Raw genomic sequence first — 15,056 nt, 5'->3', positions numbered from 1 at the left:
CGACCACGACCACGAAAGCCAAACCGGTCACCCCCCGACCACGCCGAACAGGTTAAAACTCAAGCTGAGGGGCACCTCAGCCTCCCTTGTTCTTGGCCCTCATATGTCGAAGCGTGATGCCGACGACGTCCAGGACGTGTTGCTGGTCGGCCTCACTGAGTTCTTCCTCGGCTCGCAGCAGCGGAGCGAGCTGTGCCTCCAAGGACGGGCGGGAAGACTTGTCGCGCACGCCTTCCGGCCACACCATGAACGTCTCGGCCGGCAAGCCGAGCCACTGGACCAGTGCGATGAACCCGTCAAGATCGGGCCGGTGCCCGTTTCCCATCCGGCTGACCAGAGACGCACTCACCCCGGCCTCGGCCGCGAGCTGACGCCACGACAACCTGCGCGCTGTGCGCTCGGCGTCCAGGGCCGCGTACAACCTCGTCGCGTTCAATCTCGCCGGCATTTCTTACCGCCTTGACTTGTTTCAGGTTTGGAATACACTAGCACTTCTGGGACGTTGGTTTTGGTGGGGTTTTTGATTTCTTGCTGGGGAAGGGGACCTGCGATGTTGTCTACTGTGTACTGGGTTTCGCCATTGTTCGGCAGCTGGGATGTGCGGCGGACCGACCGGGTGCTCTCGCATCATGGGCGCAAACGCGAGGCGGTGTGCACCGCTGCGAGGCTGGCGCGCGGGGATCGGCCGAGTGTGTTGAAGATCTTGCGGCGGGACGGGTCGGTCGAGAGCCGGCGGGTGTATGGGCATGATGCTCTGCCGCCGGGTGGTTGAGCTTGCTTTTTTGGTGGGAGTGGGCATGGTGCAGACCCTAGGGGTGGGGTCTGACAGTTTGGGGTTGGGTTTGGCGTGGAGTCCTCTGTGGATCGTGATTTTTGTTTCTGTGGAAGGGAAAAATCAGGACTTCACGAGACGCGCGATGGCGTCCGAGGCTTCGCGGACCTTGATCTCGGCTTCGCGGCCGCCCGCCTTGGCCGCATCGACGACACAGCTGGAAAGGTGTTCGTCGAGCAGTTCCAGGGAGAACGCCTGCAGTGCCTTCGTCGCGGCTGACACCTGGGTGAGGATGTCGATGCAGTACTTGTCCTCTTCGACCATCCGCTGGAGGCCCCGGATCTGACCCTCGATCCGGCGAAGGCGCTTGAGGTAGGCGTCCTTGTCCTCGCTGTAGCTTGCCATTGCGCTGCCCACTCTCCGTAATCGGCTGTCCATCATCATACCCGTTCCCCGTATCCCGAGATGCAAGTGAAACCCAAAACGTCTGTTCATCTGATTACTCTGTCAGGTATGCGGACGCGTAGCTGGGGACCGGTGGCGGCGATGGCCGCGTTCATCGTCGTGCTGAATGTGCTGGGCTGGGGTGTGCTGACCCTGTTCGTCGTGCCCGAGCATTACTCGATCGGTAATGCCCAGGTCTTCGGCGTAGGGCTCGGGGTCACGGCCTTCACCCTGGGCATGCGGCACGCCTTCGACGTGGACCACATCGCCGCCATCGACAACGCCACCCGCAAGCTCATCGCGGACGGTCAGCGGCCGCTGACCGTGGGGTTCTGGTTCTCCCTCGGCCATTCGACCATCGTGTTCGCGTTGTGTCTGCTGCTCTCGTTCGGGGTGCGGGCGTTGACGGGTGAGCTCGAGAACGACTCGTCGGCGCTGCATCAGGTCACCGGGGTCGTCGGCGTGTCGGTGTCCGGGGTGTTCCTGTGCCTGATCGGGTTGATCAATCTGGTGGTGCTCGTCGGGATCGTGAAGGTGTTCCGCGGTATCCGGGCGGGCGAGTTCACCGAGGAGCAGTTGGAGGATCAGCTCAACAAGCGCGGGTTCCTCAACCGGATTTTGGGCCGGGCGACGGCCGCGGTCCGCAAGCCGTGGCACATCTACCCGGTCGGCCTGCTGTTCGGGCTGGGGTTCGACACCGCGACCGAGGTCGGCCTGCTCGTGCTGGCCGGGGGCGCCGCAGCGTTTTCCCTGCCGTGGTACGCGATTCTCGTGCTGCCGGTGTTGTTCGCGGCCGGGATGACCTTGTTCGACGCGGCGGACGGCGTGTTCATGCACCGTGCGTACGACTGGGCTTTCGCGCAGCCGGTGCGCAAGATCTTCTACAACATCACCGTGACCGCGCTGTCGGTGCTGATCGCGCTGCTCATCGGGGGAATCGAGCTGATCAGCGTGCTCACGGCGCAGCTCGGCATCACAAGCGGACCGCTCGCGGCGATCGCCAACATCAATCTCGACTACGCCGGGTACGCGATCGTCGGGTTGTTCGTGCTGACGTGGCTGGTGGCGCTGGTGGTGTGGCGTGTCGGGCGAATCGAGGAGCGCTGGGCGGTGCCCGCCGACTGAGACGCCCCCTACCCGTAGGGGGTACAGTTCAGATCATGACTGAGACCAGCTACACCGTCACCGGAATGACCTGTGAGCACTGCGTCAAGGCGGTCACGGAAGAGGTGGGTGCGATCGACGGTGTTCAGTCCGTCGTCGTGGACCTCCCCACCGGTGCGCTCACGGTGGTCAGCGCGGCTGGGTTGAGTGACGAAGCCGTGCGGGCCGCGGTCGACGAGGCCGGTTACCAGGTCGCCTGATGACCGCGACGACCGAGCAGGGCAGGCTCGAGCTCGCGATCGGCGGGATGACCTGCGCATCCTGCGCGATGCGGGTTGAGAAGAAGCTCAACAAGCTCGACGGGGTCAGCGCGACGGTCAACTACGCCACGGAGAAGGCCAACGTGACCTTCCCCGCCGGCGTCACTCCACAGACGCTCATCGAGACCGTCGAAGCGGCCGGCTACACCGCCGCGCTCCCACAGCCAGGGCAGGGCGATGACCCGTCGCGCCCGTTGCGGGACAGGCTCATCGTGTCCGCCGTGCTTGCCGTGCCGGTCATCGTGCTGGCGATGGTTCCCGGCTGGCAGTTCGACTACTGGCAGTGGGTTTCGCTCGCGCTCGCGACTCCGGTGATCACGTGGGCGGCGTGGCCGTTCCACAAGGCGACCTGGACGAACCTGTCCCATGGCACCGTGACGATGGATACGCTGATCTCCGTCGGCACTCTCGCCGCGTTCGTGTGGTCGCTGTACGCGCTCGTCTTCGGTGACGCCGGGGTGATCGGCACGCGGCATCCCTTCGAGCTGACCATCGAACGCTCGACGGGCGATGCCATCTACTTCGAGGTCACGGTCGGCGTCATCGCTTTCCTGGTGGCAGGGCGGTATTTCGAGGCCCGGTCGAAACGCCGGGCCGGAGCGGCGCTGCGGGCACTGCTCGAACTCAGCGCGAAAGACGTCACGGTGCTGCGCGACGGCGCCGAAGTGCGCATTCCGGCCGGCGAGCTCGCCACCGGTGACCGGTTCCTCGTGCGGCCGGGCGAGAAGATCGCGACGGACGGCGTGGTCGAGGAAGGCGCATCCGCGGTCGACGTGAGCATGCTGACCGGCGAGTCCGTGCCGGTCGAGGTGGGACCAGGGGACCAGGTCGTCGGGGCCACGGTCAACGCGGGTGGCCGGCTCGTGGTGCGCGCGACTCGCGTCGGCGCGGACACCCAGCTGGCCCAGATGGCGAAGCTCGTCGAGGACGCGCAGGCCGGGAAGGCGCAGGTCCAGCGGCTGGCCGACCGGGTGGCCGGGCTGTTCGTGCCGCTGGTGCTCATGCTGTCGCTGACCACGCTGGTCGGCTGGCTCATCGCGGGCGGCACCCCATCGGCCGCGATCACCGCCGCCGTCGCCGTGCTGATCATCGCCTGCCCGTGCGCGCTGGGGCTGGCCACACCGACCGCGCTGCTGGTCGGCACCGGCCGCGGCGCGCAGCTCGGCATTTTGATCAAGGGACCGGAAGTCCTGGAGAGCACCCGCCGGATCGACACGATCGTGCTGGACAAGACCGGAACCGTGACCACGGGCCGGATGGCGCTGGCCGGTGTGACGCTCGCGCCCGGAGAGGACCGCGCCGAGGTACTGCTGCTCGCGGGCGCCCTGGAAAACGCGTCGGAACATCCGATCGCGAAAGCCCTCGCCGTGCCCGGTGAGGTCACGCAGTTCACCAACCTCGAGGGCTTCGGCGTGCGGGGCCGCGTCGACGGGCACGCGGTGACCGTCGGCAAGGCGGAGCTGTTCGACGAGCTACCTCGGGAACTCGCGGAAGCCAAGGCGGCAGCGGAAAAGCTGGGCCGCACCGCGGTGGTGGTCGGCTGGGACGGCCGCGTGCGGGCGGTGCTCGAAGTCGCCGATACGGTCAAGCCGACGTCCGCCGAGGCGGTTCGCCGGTTCGTCGCGCTCGGGCTGAAACCGGTGCTGCTGACCGGTGACAACGAAACGGTCGCACGGCAGGTGGCGCGGGAGGTCGGCATCGACGACGTGGTGGCCGAGGTGCTGCCTGCCGGCAAGGTCGACGTGGTCAAACGGTTGCAGGACGAAGGCCGACGGGTCGCGATGGTCGGTGACGGCGTGAACGACGCGGCCGCGCTCGCCCAGGCTGATCTGGGGCTCGCGATGGGTACCGGGACAGACGTCGCGATCGAAGCCAGTGACCTGACGCTGGTGCGTGGCGATCTGCGCGCGGCCGCCGACGCGATCCGGCTGTCGCGCCGCACGCTGGGCACCATCAAGGGGAACCTGTTCTGGGCGTTCGCCTACAACATCGCCGCGCTGCCACTCGCCGAGGCCGGCCTGCTCAACCCGATGATCGCCGGCGCGGCGATGGCGTTCAGTTCCGTGTTCGTGGTCAGCAATTCCTTGCGGCTCAGGAGGTTCCGGTAGGGGCGCCGCCCATCATGCTGAGCATCGCCCGCCCGCCGGTGCGGAAGAAGCGGAACAGCAGCACCGCGGCCAGCAGCAGGAAGGCGATGTTCAGCCAGGTCGTGTAGTTCCAGGAGATCCCGGCCTCCTCGATCCGGGCATTGCGCTCGGTCGGGATCAGCCCGCTCACGCCGAACAGCAACTCCACGACATAACCCGCGGCGACCATCGCCAGGTAGAAGACACCCAGCAGGGTCAACGCCATCCTCACGCCGTAGTACTTCCGGTAGATGTTGAGGATCGGCAGGATCAGCAGATCCGCGAAGATGAACGCGACCACCCCGCCGAAGCTGATGCCGCCGTTCCACAGCACGGCCGCGAGCGGCACATTGCCGATCGAGCAGACGAAACTGAGGATCGCCACCACCGGCCCGACGACCGGCCCCCAGAGCGCCGAACCCAGCCGATGGTCGGTGAGGAAGAACCCGCGCCAGAACGATTCCGGCACCCACGCGCCGATCGCGCCCGCGATGAGCAGCCCGATCACCAGATCGCGCAGGATCGCAGCCCATTCCATGACGAACACGTGCGACACCGACGTGAATCCCTCGCGCGAGCCGAGCCGTTGCCAGAACGTGCCCGCCCGCGCCACGGACATGTCCATCGCCGCATGGCCCTCCATGGATCCGGCAAGACCTTTTTCCGCCTGCTCACGCGCCGCCCGCAGCAGCCGCTCGCGGACGAAGAACCGGAACATCAGCGCGACGAACACGATCATCAGTGGCCCGCCGACGAACTCCGCGATCGTGAACTGCCACCCCATCAGCAATGCGAGCAGAATGCCGAGCTCCACCACCAGGTTCGTGGACGCGATCTCGAAGGTCATCGCCGCCGTGAAGTTCGCGCCTTTCCGGAACAGTGACCGCGCCAGCGCGACCGCCGCGTACGAGCACGACGACGACGCGGCGCCCAGCCCCGCCGAGACGGTGAGCGTGCGCGCGTGATCGTCGCCGAGCAGGTTCACCACCGTTGACTTGCGCACCACCGCCTGAACCACCGCGGACAGCGCGAAGCCGAGGATCAGTGCCCACAGGACTTCCCAGGTCATCGACCCGGCGAGTGCCAGCGCATCGAGGATGGCGTTCATCAGCGCCAGGCCGTCCGCATGGCTCGATCGATCGCGTAGCCGCGTTCGGGCGTCTCACCGAGCACCCGGCGCCTGGCGGCTGCGTCGTCCCGGTGCCGTACTTCGCTTTGCTGCCAACCCGAGTCGGACACCGCGATCTTCCCGCCGGAGAACGTATGTGGTCGAGTGATCACGTCCTCACCACCTCGGCCATGTTCGCGGTACCGGTGGTCGGATCCTCAAGGTACTCCAGGACGTCCTCCAGCGCCCGCGCGGCCGCGATCTCCTGCGCCGGTTCGAACACCCCGCCGTTGAGCTTGAAGGAACTGAACCCGTAGTCCGACACCATGCGTTTCGCTTGCGCCACAACACCTTAGAACAGATACGCGCTGGCTTCGACCGCGTCACCGAGGCCGACCGCGCCGCTTTCGGCGATCACTTCGACGATCGTACGTGGCGTGTACGGCTGGTGCACGCCTTGCAAGTTCAGCAGCGGCGGGTCGGAGGTGAGGATCGGGGTGACGCGCACTTCCGCGATTCGGGACAACAGTGTCCTCCTCAGACAAGATCCAGTCCGGCCGTCAGCAATGCCTGGAGCGCGTCCACACGCGACTGATCGCCGGCGTGCGGTGCGGTGAAGACGCCTTGGAGATCTCCGGCGCGAACGCGTGCACCGCCGACGAGTAGGCCGGCACACCGATCGCCGAGTACGCGCGGGCCTGCATTTCCGCGGTCGCGACGCCGTTGAAGAAGAGGAAGTCCGCTGGCGCGGCCAGGTGTAACCGTTGCAGGTGGTCGAGGTCGCCGTGCCCGTCCTTCAGCCCGATCACGGCCGGGATCTTCGCCAGCAGTCCGACGGAGGTGGCGTCGAACGTGACGTAGTCCCGCTGGGCGACCCCACGTCCCGCCGTCTCCTGCACCGCGATCCGCACGACCTCGACGAACACGACCGCCAGCTGCGTGCGGAAGTAGGCGCGGAAGTCGGCCGGGTCCAGCAACGACCGCACCCCAGCGGACATCCGTTGCCGGAGCAGGGCGGCGGTCTCCCGTGGCGTTTTCATCGGCTCATGTCAGCGGCTGGGCATCAGCTCCTCCGCCTTGGTCTTGAGCCCCTGCACCATCAGATGCCACGCGTTCGGATCGCCCTTGAGCACGGCCTCCGCGGCCGACTTCATCTGCTCGAACGTCGCGTGCGGCGGGATCGGCGGGACTTCGGGATCGCACCGAATATCGAGGACTGCCGGCTTGTCGGCCGACAGCGCCCGATCCCACGCCGGCCCGAGCTGGCCCGGATCGTCCACCGCGACGCTTTCGAAACCCAGCGAGCGAGCGAAGTCCGCGTACGAGACCTCCGGAAGCGACTGGGATTCCTCGAACTTCGGCGAGCCGCTCATCGCCCGCAGCTCCCAGGTGACCTGGTTGAGATCGTTGTTGTGGAACACGCACACGACCATCCGCGGGTCAGGCCACAGCTTCTGATAGCGCGCGATCGTGATCAGTTCGGCGAGACCATTCATCTGCATCGCGCCGTCTCCGACGAGCGCGATCACCGGCCGGTCCGGATGCGCGAATTTCGCCCCGATCGCATACGGCACCCCGGGTCCCATCGTCGCGAGCGTGCCGGACAGCGAAGAACGTATCCGCCCGCGGATCCGGAGATTGCGGGCATACCAGTTCGTCGACGAGCCGGAATCGGCGGTGACGATGGCGTTTTCGGGGATGCGCTGGGAAAGTTCGTGCACGATGCGCATCGGGTTGACCGGCTTGGCGTCGAGCATCGCTTGCTGCTCAACGGTCTTCCACCAGTCCGACACGTTCTTCTCGATTTTTTCGCGCCACGAACGGTCTTCCCTGCGGGCGATCATCGGCAGCAGCGCGCGCAACGTGCCCTGTGCCTCGCCGATGAGGTTGACCTCCGTCGGGTAGCGCATGCCGATCATGCTGCCGTCGATGTCGATCTGCACCCCGCGTGCCTTGCCGAATTCGGGCAGGAACTGGCTGTACGGGAAGTTCGAGCCGACGATCAGCAACGTGTCGCAGTCCCGCATCAGCTCGTAACTCGGCCGGGTGCCCAGCAGGCCGATCGCGCCGGTCACGTACGGCAGGTCGTCGGGCAGGACGTCCTTGCCCAGTAACGCTTTCGCGACCCCTGCGCCGGTCAGTTCGGCGAGTTGCCTGACTTCGGCGGCCGCGTTGCGCGCGCCCTGACCGACCAGAATCGCGAGCTTTTCACCGGAATTGAGCACCTCCGCGGCGCGTGCCAGCTCGTCGTCGGGCGGCGTCGTGACCGGATGCGGCCAGCCGGGCGTGCTGGACGGGACCTGCTTGAACTCGTGCGATGGCGGCGAATACGGCGCCTCCTGCAGATCGGTCGGGATGATCACAGCGGTCGGCGCGCGCTTGGCGAGCGCGGTACGGATCGCGCGGTCCAGCGCGTTGGGCAGTTGCTGTGCGACGTTCACCTCGACCAGATATTCGCTGGCCACATCCTTGTACAGCGCCTGGAGATCGACCTCCTGCTGGTAGCTGCCGCCCATCGCGCTGCGTGCGGTCTGACCGATGATCGCGACCACCGGCACATGGTCGAGCTTGGCGTCGTAGAGCCCGTTGAGGAGATGGATGGCGCCGGGACCGGAAGTCGCGAGACACACGCCGATCTCGCCGGAGAACTTCGAATACCCGACGGCCTCGAACGCGGCCATCTCCTCATGGCGGGCCTGCACGAAACGGGGGTCGTTGTCCGCTTTGCCGAACGAGGCGACGATGCCGTTGATCCCGTCGCCGGGATAGCCGAACACCTGCTCGACTCCCCATTCCCGCAGCCGTCGCAGTACGTAATCGCCAACCGTCTCCGCCATGGTCTCTCCTCACGTTCGTCTTGGCGCTTTCCGGCTACCCGCGCCCAGCGCCGACGACACATCGAGACCCGTCACCTAATCTGAACGCGTGCCCGATCACGTCATCGTCACGACCACCACCGACAGTGAGGACGCGGCCCGAGCCCTTGCCGCGCAAGCCGTCGCGGACCGGCTGGGCGCATGCGCGCAGATCGTCGGTCCGATCACCAGCGTCTACCGTTGGGAAGGCGAGGTCCGGACGGACCCCGAGTGGCGGGTGGAGATCAAGACCGCGGCCGATCGCGTGCCGGAGTTGGTGGCGTCGTTGAAATCCGCGCACAGTTACGACGTTCCGGAGATCATCGCGACACCGATCGACGGTGGGAGCGCGGAGTACCTGGCGTGGCTGATCAGCGAGACCCGGTGACCGACGTCAGGACATACCGAGCGTGCGGGTGATCGTGATCTCGATGACGACACGTTCCGGGTTGGGCCTTGGCTGACGGCCATAGCGTTCGGCGTAGCGGTTTTCGCCATCCCGCACCGATTCCGCGTCCTCGCGGATGACCGCCTGCCCTTCCAGCGTCGACCATCGGCGGCCGTCGTGCTGGCTGACGGCGACCCGTCCGTCGGCACGGACATTGCGCGCCTTGACGCTGCCGCGGCCGCAGATCACCCGTGCCACCTCGGCTTTCTCGTCCAGCGTCACGCCGACGACCACGACATGCGGTGAACCGTCGGGGCGCAGCGTGGTGAGCGTGCACAGGTGCCGTTCGGACCAGAACTCCTGGAATTCCGGGCTCATTGCGTGTCTGCCTCTCCTCATGGCGGGTTCCCTTGCCATGATCATTCATCATGATGGGCCGTACACATGCCTTGACCGGCTGGTGCGCCGGACTCGTAGCCGCCCCGATGGTGGGCGCGGGTTCGGTGCACCAGGCCGTCGCGTTCGCTGCCACCACAGCAGGTTTCGCGCTGTTGCCTGATCTCGATCATCCAGGGGCGGGTGCGTCCCGGTTGCTCGGGCCGGTCACCGGCGCCCTGTCCTGGTTGCTGCGGCGGGTTTCCGCGGCGCTGTACGCGCTCACGAAGGGTCCGCGTGACGAGAAGCACACGGGCACGCACCGCCACATGTCGCACACGTTGCTGTTCGCGCTCGGGCTTGGCGCACTGACGATGTGGGGCACGCGCGCCGGGGGCTGGTACGCCGTCGCCGGGGTGGTGTTGTTCGGCGTGCTGCTGGCCGCCGACGCACTGGGGGACTGGCTGCTGTTCGTCGGGGGCGGCGCGACGGTGTGGTGGGCGATGACCGCGAGCGCCGCCGGAGAGCTACAGCAACTCACCGGCTGGCTCGGGGTGGCGGTCGCCGTCGGCTGCTTCACGCACTGCCTCGGGGACGCGCTGACCGAGTCCGGCTGCCCTTTCCTGTTCCCGGTGCCCATCGCCGGCGAGACCTGGTACGAACTGCGGCCCCCGGCATTTCTGCGTTTTCGCACCGGAAAACGGGTGGAGAACCTCCTGATTTTCCCGGTTTTTGTGGTTTTGGCGATTCTGCTCGTGCCCGGGGTGTGGCAAGCGCTGACGGGATTGCTGGAGCAGCCGACCGTCCAGGCAGGACAGTAGCGCTTAGAATCGGCGCTCATGACCCGAATCCGGCTCGGCTGGGAAGCTCGAATCGATCAGATCACCGTCGCGATCCTGTTTCTCGTCATCGGGTTCGGTTTGGTGTTCCTGGGTGCGGTACTGGACTGGACAGGATGGCTGACGGTGCCGATGATCGTCATCGGCATCCCGTTTCTGCTGGTAGTCCTGCTCCGGCTGAGTGGCTGGCGTTCGCTGTGGTGGCCCCATGATCTGGTGGTCAGCGGTGAGACGATTTCCTACGAGACGAAAATGGGCGACGCTTTCACGATCTCGTGGGCGGATTTGGCCGCCGTGGGCGTGCATTCCGATCACGGCATCAATGAGCGGTTCGGCCTGATCTTGGTGTTTTTCCCGAAGTCAGCGGATTTCGCGGCCAAGCTGACCAGCCCGAAAATCCTGCGACTGCCCCGAAACGGGACATTCCGGGTCCGGATTCCGCGTCGCGCCGGTATCACGGAGGCCATTGCACAGGCGGCTCCGGCCGCGTGGCAACGGGTTCCGGCGACGCCGTGGGATGCGCTCGTCGCCGAACCCGGGGTCGCTCCGCAGGTTGTTCCCGCGCCGGACACCCGCCCGCCGGCCGTGGTCGACGTCGGCAGGCGCACCCGTTGGCAGGCAATGGTCGGCGAGGTCGTGACGGTGGCCGCGTCCGCCGGCTTTCTCGTGATCATCTTCGGCCAGCACGAAAGCGTTGCGATCCGGGTGATCGGAGCAATCTTCGGCATACCGTTCACCCTGGTGGCCGTGGGCCTCGTGCTGTCAGTGCCGATGACCGCGCGCAGGCGGTACTTCGTGCTCGATGCCGACGGCTTCGCCTGGGACGACCCGCATGGCGAGCCGTTCATGTTCGGCTGGCCCGAGATCACGTCCGTCTCGGTCGAGACGAGCATGAGCCGGCCCGCGCCGACCGCATGGACCGCGCGGCGGCGCCTGGACAGCATCGTCGTGCACACGCGCAAACAGCACATGAGGGTGCCGGTGGGGGATCAGCCCGCCACCGTCGAACAGCTCGCCGATGCCGTCCAGCGGTTCGCGCCGCAATTGTGGTCCGGGCAGAGCACCCGCACCGCGGGCCGGGTCCAGTACAAATAGGTCACTCGGTGACCGGCCTGCACGCGCCCGAGGCCGCCGTGCGGCAGCGGTATCCGCGCGAGTTGAGCTTTCCCGTGGCGCGAGTTGCGCTTTCCCGCCGCCCGAGTTGCACGTTCCCGCCGCCCGAGTTGCACGTTCCCGCCGCACGCAACGCTCGACTCGCGCTCTCGCAACGCTCAACTCGCGCTCTCTTCGGACTCCGCGGACTCGGCGGCTTCCTTCGACCGGTCGGCCTGCTCGTTCTCCTGTCGCCTGCCCTCGGTGGCGACCGCGATCCCGTCGGCCGCGTTCGGCTTGGGCGGGTGCCCTTCCTCGGCCCACTTGTCCAGGTTGAGGAAGCTCTTCTCGAGCGGGTTTTCCTTCGCGCCCTCGGTCGCTTCCCTGATTTCCGCCGCGGTCTTCCTCGCCTCGGCGGCCTCTTTGGCTTCCTTGCCCGCCTGCTTGAGGTTGTTCGCGGTCGACTCGATTTTCGTTGCCGCGTCGACACTCTTGTCGACGAGCTTGTCCGCGGTCTTGCCGATCTTGCCCAATGCCTTGGCGGCGGCTTCGAGCACGCCCTTCGACTTGTTCGCGTTCTTGGCCAGTGCCTCCAGCTTCGCGACGATCTTCGCGATCCGGGTACTGATCTTTTCGGCGAGAATTCCGCCTTCCACCACGGAGTCCGCGATGAACGCCGCGACGGTGCCGCCGAAGGAACACCACGATGTGGCCAGTGCGGCGAGTCCCTTGACGATCAGCTCGCCGATGAACTCCGAGATCATGTCGCGAATCAGCCCGCGCTCGGTGCCGACGATCGCGGCGCCGATTTGCATTGCCGTGGAAGCGTTCTGCGCGTGCCCGGCGGCGCCGCGCAGTGAATCGGCGTAGCTCTGCGCGGTTTTCTGATATGCCGCGGGCCCGCCTTCACCCCGGTACGACTCGCCGGCCTTGGCCGCCGACTGCTCGTACGTCTCGGCCGTTTCGCTGAGCTGCTTGGCGATGCTCTGCCAGGTCTGGGCTTTCGCCGTGACCGCTTCGGGGTTCCCGGCGAGCTTGTCCAGACCTTCCTTGAGGAAGCTGATGTGTTCGATGAGCCAGCCGACGCCCGCGCTGGCGAGCGCGTCCATCGGGTTCATCGCGGCGCCGAGCAGGTCGAGCCCGTCGGTCGCCACGTCCATCGCCGCGTTGGCCCAGTCGCCGTCGGAGAAATCCTTGACGGTGGTCGCGACGTCGTTGAACAGCCCGGATCCGGCGGTCTGGGCCGGCAGGTTGTCGATCGCGCTCGCGCCGTCCTTCCCGGTATTGGACAGGAAACCGGTCGGCGTCTCGGTCGAGGTCATGACTTACAGCTCCTTACCGAGCGCGGTGAGCATCGCCTTCGACTTGTCTTCGTGGTTCGCCATCGCCGTGTGCGCGGTGCCGACCTTGTCGGCCAGCTCGTGCCCGGCGTCGCCGAGGCCCTTGATGAGACTGGTCGCGCTGTGGATCCAGTACTCGATGCCCAGCGCCACGACCTGCCCGACGAGGCCGAACGCGTTCATGTCCCCGAGTCCTTGTGCGCCACCGGTGGCGTCGATGGCCTCGTGCACTTTGTCCGCGGTGTCACGCACTTCCGTTTCGTGCCCGGCGAGTGTCGGGAGATGCACCTGGTATCCGCCTGCCATCACCAGCCCCTTTGCATGATCGAACCCGAATCGTCGTTGCCATCGTCTGTCGCAGGTGGACGTGGCGGGCGAGGGGACCGAACGGGTGCGGGCGGAGCGGTCTGTTCCTCATTCAGGACGAACCGTCGATCCGGCGCCGCGGGTGGCTGCTCATCAGGTACCTCAGGCGCGGGCAACTGCTCCTGCAGAAAATGCATCGCGTCGCTGTCGGCGCCGACGACCGGGGCCATGATCGTGGTGATCTGTCGCGCGGCCTGCGCCTGCGCGCGCTGCGCGGTGGTGACGATGGTGGCCGCCAGCTGTTCGAGCGGGAGTTCACGCGCTTTCGCCCCGAATGCGAGTTTTTGCAGCGCACCACTGGCATTGACGGTCACGGTCGCGGCACCGTCGTTGCTGGACAGCGTGGCGGACAACTGTTGCAGCTGCGCCTTCGCCACTTCTGCTTTGTGCTTGATGTCCGCTATTCCCGTGTCTCCGGGCGAATTCATGCTCACTCTGATGGAGCTAAGTCCATGAGGGTTCCGCGGACAAGCGAAAACGTGAATTGTCCGAAATGGTCATTCCTTCAGCGCGAGCGCCAGGTATTTCACGTCAAGGTATTCGTCGATCCCTTCGTCGCCGCCTTCGCGTCCGAACCCCGACTGCTTCACCCCGCCGAACGGAGCGGCGGCATTGGACACGAGCCCGGTGTTGAGGCCGACCATGCCGGTCCGCAACCGCTCGCCGACCCGCAGCGCGCGGTCGAGGTTGCGAGTGAACACGTAGGCGACGAGCCCGAATTCCGTGTCGCCGGCAAGGGCGAGCGCCTGGTCCTCACTGTCGAAAGTGGTCACCGGCGCGACCGGCCCGAACACTTCCTCGTGCAGGATCCGCGCGTCCGGTGGTACATCGGTCAACACCGTGGGTGCGTAGTAGAAACCCTTGCCGGCCAGGGGCTTGCCGCCCGTGGTGGCGTGCGCCCCGCGCTCGAGCGCGTCGTCGACGAGCTCGCGCACCTTGTCCCGCTGCCCGGCGTTGATCAGCGGATCGGCGTGTACCGCCGACATCTTCTCGGTCAGCCGCCGCACGAACTCGTCCGCGATCGAGGAATGCACGTGGAACCGGTTCGCCGCGACACAGGATTCACCGTTGTTACGCATCTTCGCGGTGACCGCACCGGTGACCGCATCGTCCAGCGAGGCGTCGTCGAACACCAGAAATGGCGCGTTGCCACCGAGTTCCATCGACATCCGCTGCAGGTTCGGAGCGCACTGTTCGACGAGTTTGCGCCCGACTTCGGTGGAACCGGTGAACGACATCTTCCGGATCCGCGGGTCCGCCAGCACCGGACTGACGACCCGGCTCGCCGATGTCGAGGGCAGCACGCCGAGCACCCCATCGGGCAGCCCGGCTTCTTGCAGCAACGCCGCGAGATTCAGCATCGACAGCGGCGTGAGCTGGGCCGGTTTCACGATCATGGTGCAGCCGGCCGCGATTGCCGGGCCGAGCTTGCGGGTGCCCATGGCCAACGGGAAGTTCCACGGCGTGATCAGCAGACACGGTCCGACCGGGTGCTTCGAGACGAGCATCCGCCCGGCGCCTGCGGGGTTGCGCGCGTAGCGGCCTTCGATCCGGACGGCTTCTTCGGAAAACCAGCGGAAGAACTCGGCCGCGTAGGTGACTTCGGCCTTGGACTCCTCGAGGTTCTTGCCCATCTCGAGCGTCATCAGGCGGGCGAGCTCGTCGGCACGGTCGGTCATCAGCTGCCAGGCGCGGCGCAGAATTTCCCCGCGCTCACGCAGCGCGGTCGCACCCCATTCGTCCTGTGCGGCGACGGCGGCTTCGATCGCGGCTCGCGCGTCGGCGTCCTGCGCGTCCGCGACCTCGCACAACTGCTCCTCGTTGCTCGGGTCCTGCACCCCGAACCGGCTGCCGTCCGCGGAATCCTGCCACTTCCCGGCGAGAAAGATCTGCTTCGGTACGCGATCGATGAGCTCGTTCATGCCGG

General features: G+C 66.5%; 20 protein-coding genes. 7 read left to right on the top strand and 13 right to left on the bottom strand.

Annotated features, from left to right (window positions below; translation table 11 throughout):
* Positions 1 to 76: 76 nt before the first annotated feature.
* Positions 77 to 448 (bottom strand): helix-turn-helix domain-containing protein, encoded by a 372-nt coding sequence (locus GKO32_RS31505; protein ID WP_154760551.1) that lies wholly within the window; start codon positions 446 to 448, stop codon positions 77 to 79.
* A gap of 102 nt (positions 449 to 550) precedes the next feature.
* On the opposite strand from GKO32_RS31505, the gene GKO32_RS31500 reads away from it, so the two are divergent.
* On the top strand, positions 551 to 772 hold the full coding sequence (locus tag GKO32_RS31500; protein WP_154760550.1) for a DUF2188 domain-containing protein: 222 nt from the start codon (positions 551 to 553) through the stop codon (positions 770 to 772).
* Between the two features lie 123 nt (positions 773 to 895).
* Here GKO32_RS31500 and GKO32_RS31495 read toward each other — a convergent pair whose 3' ends face one another.
* A complete protein-coding gene (locus GKO32_RS31495) occupies positions 896 to 1,177 on the bottom strand; it encodes a metal-sensitive transcriptional regulator (protein ID WP_154760549.1) in 282 nt (93 codons plus the stop codon).
* 108 nt (positions 1,178 to 1,285) lie between these two features.
* Here GKO32_RS31495 and nicT point away from each other — a divergent pair, with 108 nt between their 5' ends.
* Genes nicT through GKO32_RS31480 form a run of 3 tightly spaced genes read left to right on the top strand, consistent with a single transcriptional unit; the run spans position 1,286 to position 4,748 of the window.
* On the top strand, positions 1,286 to 2,341 hold the full coding sequence (gene nicT, locus GKO32_RS31490) for a Nickel transporter NicT (protein ID WP_246245002.1): 1,056 nt from the start codon (positions 1,286 to 1,288) through the stop codon (positions 2,339 to 2,341).
* Positions 2,342 to 2,376: 35 nt separating this feature from the next.
* Complete coding sequence (locus tag GKO32_RS31485) at positions 2,377 to 2,580, top strand: heavy-metal-associated domain-containing protein (protein ID WP_154760548.1); 204 nt, start codon at positions 2,377 to 2,379, stop codon at positions 2,578 to 2,580.
* A complete protein-coding gene (locus GKO32_RS31480) occupies positions 2,580 to 4,748 on the top strand; it encodes a heavy metal translocating P-type ATPase (RefSeq protein WP_154760547.1) in 2,169 nt (722 codons plus the stop codon). The genes GKO32_RS31485 and GKO32_RS31480 overlap by 1 nt, the downstream gene beginning before the upstream one ends.
* Here the strand turns inward: GKO32_RS31480 and GKO32_RS31475 are convergent.
* Genes GKO32_RS31475 through GKO32_RS31455 form a run of 6 tightly spaced genes read right to left on the bottom strand, consistent with a single transcriptional unit; the run spans position 4,732 to position 8,711 of the window.
* On the bottom strand, positions 4,732 to 5,874 hold the full coding sequence (locus GKO32_RS31475; RefSeq protein WP_154760546.1) for a permease: 1,143 nt from the start codon (positions 5,872 to 5,874) through the stop codon (positions 4,732 to 4,734). The two genes, GKO32_RS31480 and GKO32_RS31475, sit on opposite strands and share 17 nt — an antisense overlap.
* A complete protein-coding gene (locus tag GKO32_RS31470) occupies positions 5,874 to 6,047 on the bottom strand; it encodes a hypothetical protein (protein ID WP_154760545.1) in 174 nt (57 codons plus the stop codon). Before GKO32_RS31470 ends, GKO32_RS31475 begins: the two co-directional genes overlap by 1 nt.
* A complete protein-coding gene (locus GKO32_RS38565; protein ID WP_208024604.1) occupies positions 6,044 to 6,220 on the bottom strand; it encodes a hypothetical protein in 177 nt (58 codons plus the stop codon). The genes GKO32_RS31470 and GKO32_RS38565 overlap by 4 nt, the downstream gene beginning before the upstream one ends.
* 6 nt (positions 6,221 to 6,226) lie before the next feature.
* Positions 6,227 to 6,400, bottom strand: coding sequence for a hypothetical protein (locus tag GKO32_RS38560; protein ID WP_208024603.1), 174 nt, complete (start codon positions 6,398 to 6,400; stop codon positions 6,227 to 6,229).
* A 34-nt stretch (positions 6,401 to 6,434) separates the two neighbouring features.
* Positions 6,435 to 6,914: a dihydrodipicolinate synthase family protein gene (locus GKO32_RS31460; protein WP_154760544.1), complete on the bottom strand. Its 480-nt coding sequence runs from the start codon at positions 6,912 to 6,914 to the stop codon at positions 6,435 to 6,437.
* Between the two features lie 9 nt (positions 6,915 to 6,923).
* The gene (locus GKO32_RS31455; protein ID WP_154760543.1) at positions 6,924 to 8,711 is read right to left on the bottom strand and encodes a thiamine pyrophosphate-requiring protein; all 1,788 of its coding nucleotides are present in this window, start codon (positions 8,709 to 8,711) and stop codon (positions 6,924 to 6,926) included.
* Between the two features lie 88 nt (positions 8,712 to 8,799).
* Here GKO32_RS31455 and cutA point away from each other — a divergent pair, with 88 nt between their 5' ends.
* Complete coding sequence (gene cutA / locus GKO32_RS31450; protein ID WP_312868882.1) at positions 8,800 to 9,117, top strand: divalent-cation tolerance protein CutA; 318 nt, start codon at positions 8,800 to 8,802, stop codon at positions 9,115 to 9,117.
* Positions 9,118 to 9,123: 6 nt separating this feature from the next.
* Here the strand turns inward: cutA and GKO32_RS31445 are convergent, their stop codons facing one another.
* Complete coding sequence (locus GKO32_RS31445; protein WP_154760542.1) at positions 9,124 to 9,495, bottom strand: PPOX class F420-dependent oxidoreductase; 372 nt, start codon at positions 9,493 to 9,495, stop codon at positions 9,124 to 9,126.
* A 53-nt stretch (positions 9,496 to 9,548) separates the two neighbouring features.
* Here GKO32_RS31445 and GKO32_RS31440 point away from each other — a divergent pair, with 53 nt between their 5' ends.
* Complete coding sequence (locus tag GKO32_RS31440) at positions 9,549 to 10,313, top strand: metal-dependent hydrolase (RefSeq protein WP_154760557.1); 765 nt, start codon at positions 9,549 to 9,551, stop codon at positions 10,311 to 10,313.
* A gap of 18 nt (positions 10,314 to 10,331) precedes the next feature.
* Positions 10,332 to 11,426, top strand: coding sequence for a hypothetical protein (locus GKO32_RS31435; protein WP_154760541.1), 1,095 nt, complete (start codon positions 10,332 to 10,334; stop codon positions 11,424 to 11,426).
* A 176-nt stretch (positions 11,427 to 11,602) separates the two neighbouring features.
* Here the strand turns inward: GKO32_RS31435 and GKO32_RS31430 are convergent, their stop codons facing one another.
* From GKO32_RS31430 to GKO32_RS31415, 4 genes are all read right to left on the bottom strand, one after another.
* The gene (locus tag GKO32_RS31430; protein ID WP_154760540.1) at positions 11,603 to 12,745 is read right to left on the bottom strand and encodes a hypothetical protein; all 1,143 of its coding nucleotides are present in this window, start codon (positions 12,743 to 12,745) and stop codon (positions 11,603 to 11,605) included.
* Between the two features lie 3 nt (positions 12,746 to 12,748).
* On the bottom strand, positions 12,749 to 13,069 hold the full coding sequence (locus tag GKO32_RS31425) for a type VII secretion target (RefSeq protein WP_154760539.1): 321 nt from the start codon (positions 13,067 to 13,069) through the stop codon (positions 12,749 to 12,751).
* Complete coding sequence (locus tag GKO32_RS31420) at positions 13,069 to 13,557, bottom strand: YbaB/EbfC family nucleoid-associated protein (RefSeq protein ID WP_154760538.1); 489 nt, start codon at positions 13,555 to 13,557, stop codon at positions 13,069 to 13,071. The genes GKO32_RS31425 and GKO32_RS31420 overlap by 1 nt, the downstream gene beginning before the upstream one ends.
* Before the next feature lie 69 nt (positions 13,558 to 13,626).
* Positions 13,627 to 15,051: an NAD-dependent succinate-semialdehyde dehydrogenase gene (locus GKO32_RS31415; RefSeq protein ID WP_154760537.1), complete on the bottom strand. Its 1,425-nt coding sequence runs from the start codon at positions 15,049 to 15,051 to the stop codon at positions 13,627 to 13,629.
* Between the last annotated feature and the right edge of the window lie 5 nt (positions 15,052 to 15,056).

This window comes from Amycolatopsis pithecellobii (assembly GCF_009707865.1).
Lineage (GTDB): Bacteria > Actinomycetota > Actinomycetes > Mycobacteriales > Pseudonocardiaceae > Amycolatopsis_E > Amycolatopsis_E pithecellobii.
This window is presented reverse-complemented; position numbering and strand designations above follow the sequence as displayed.

Bases quoted from the DNA above. Each gene is read 5' to 3' on its own strand.
- GKO32_RS31505 (WP_154760551.1), bottom strand. From the start codon at position 448: ATGCCGGCGAGATTGAACGCGACGAGGTTGTACGCGGCCCTGGACGCC.
- GKO32_RS31500 (WP_154760550.1), top strand. From the start codon at position 551: ATGTTGTCTACTGTGTACTGGGTTTCGCCATTGTTCGGCAGCTGGGAT.
- GKO32_RS31495 (WP_154760549.1), bottom strand. From the start codon at position 1,177: ATGGCAAGCTACAGCGAGGACAAGGACGCCTACCTCAAGCGCCTTCGC.
- nicT (WP_246245002.1), top strand. From the start codon at position 1,286: ATGCGGACGCGTAGCTGGGGACCGGTGGCGGCGATGGCCGCGTTCATC.
- GKO32_RS31485 (WP_154760548.1), top strand. From the start codon at position 2,377: ATGACTGAGACCAGCTACACCGTCACCGGAATGACCTGTGAGCACTGC.
- GKO32_RS31480 (WP_154760547.1), top strand. From the start codon at position 2,580: ATGACCGCGACGACCGAGCAGGGCAGGCTCGAGCTCGCGATCGGCGGG.
- GKO32_RS31475 (WP_154760546.1), bottom strand. From the start codon at position 5,874: ATGAACGCCATCCTCGATGCGCTGGCACTCGCCGGGTCGATGACCTGG.
- GKO32_RS31460 (WP_154760544.1), bottom strand. From the start codon at position 6,914: ATGAAAACGCCACGGGAGACCGCCGCCCTGCTCCGGCAACGGATGTCC.
- GKO32_RS31455 (WP_154760543.1), bottom strand. From the start codon at position 8,711: ATGGCGGAGACGGTTGGCGATTACGTACTGCGACGGCTGCGGGAATGG.
- GKO32_RS31445 (WP_154760542.1), bottom strand. From the start codon at position 9,495: ATGAGCCCGGAATTCCAGGAGTTCTGGTCCGAACGGCACCTGTGCACG.
- GKO32_RS31440 (WP_154760557.1), top strand. From the start codon at position 9,549: ATGGGCCGTACACATGCCTTGACCGGCTGGTGCGCCGGACTCGTAGCC.
- GKO32_RS31435 (WP_154760541.1), top strand. From the start codon at position 10,332: ATGACCCGAATCCGGCTCGGCTGGGAAGCTCGAATCGATCAGATCACC.
- GKO32_RS31430 (WP_154760540.1), bottom strand. From the start codon at position 12,745: ATGACCTCGACCGAGACGCCGACCGGTTTCCTGTCCAATACCGGGAAG.
- GKO32_RS31425 (WP_154760539.1), bottom strand. From the start codon at position 13,069: ATGGCAGGCGGATACCAGGTGCATCTCCCGACACTCGCCGGGCACGAA.
- GKO32_RS31420 (WP_154760538.1), bottom strand. From the start codon at position 13,557: ATGAATTCGCCCGGAGACACGGGAATAGCGGACATCAAGCACAAAGCA.
- GKO32_RS31415 (WP_154760537.1), bottom strand. From the start codon at position 15,051: ATGAACGAGCTCATCGATCGCGTACCGAAGCAGATCTTTCTCGCCGGG.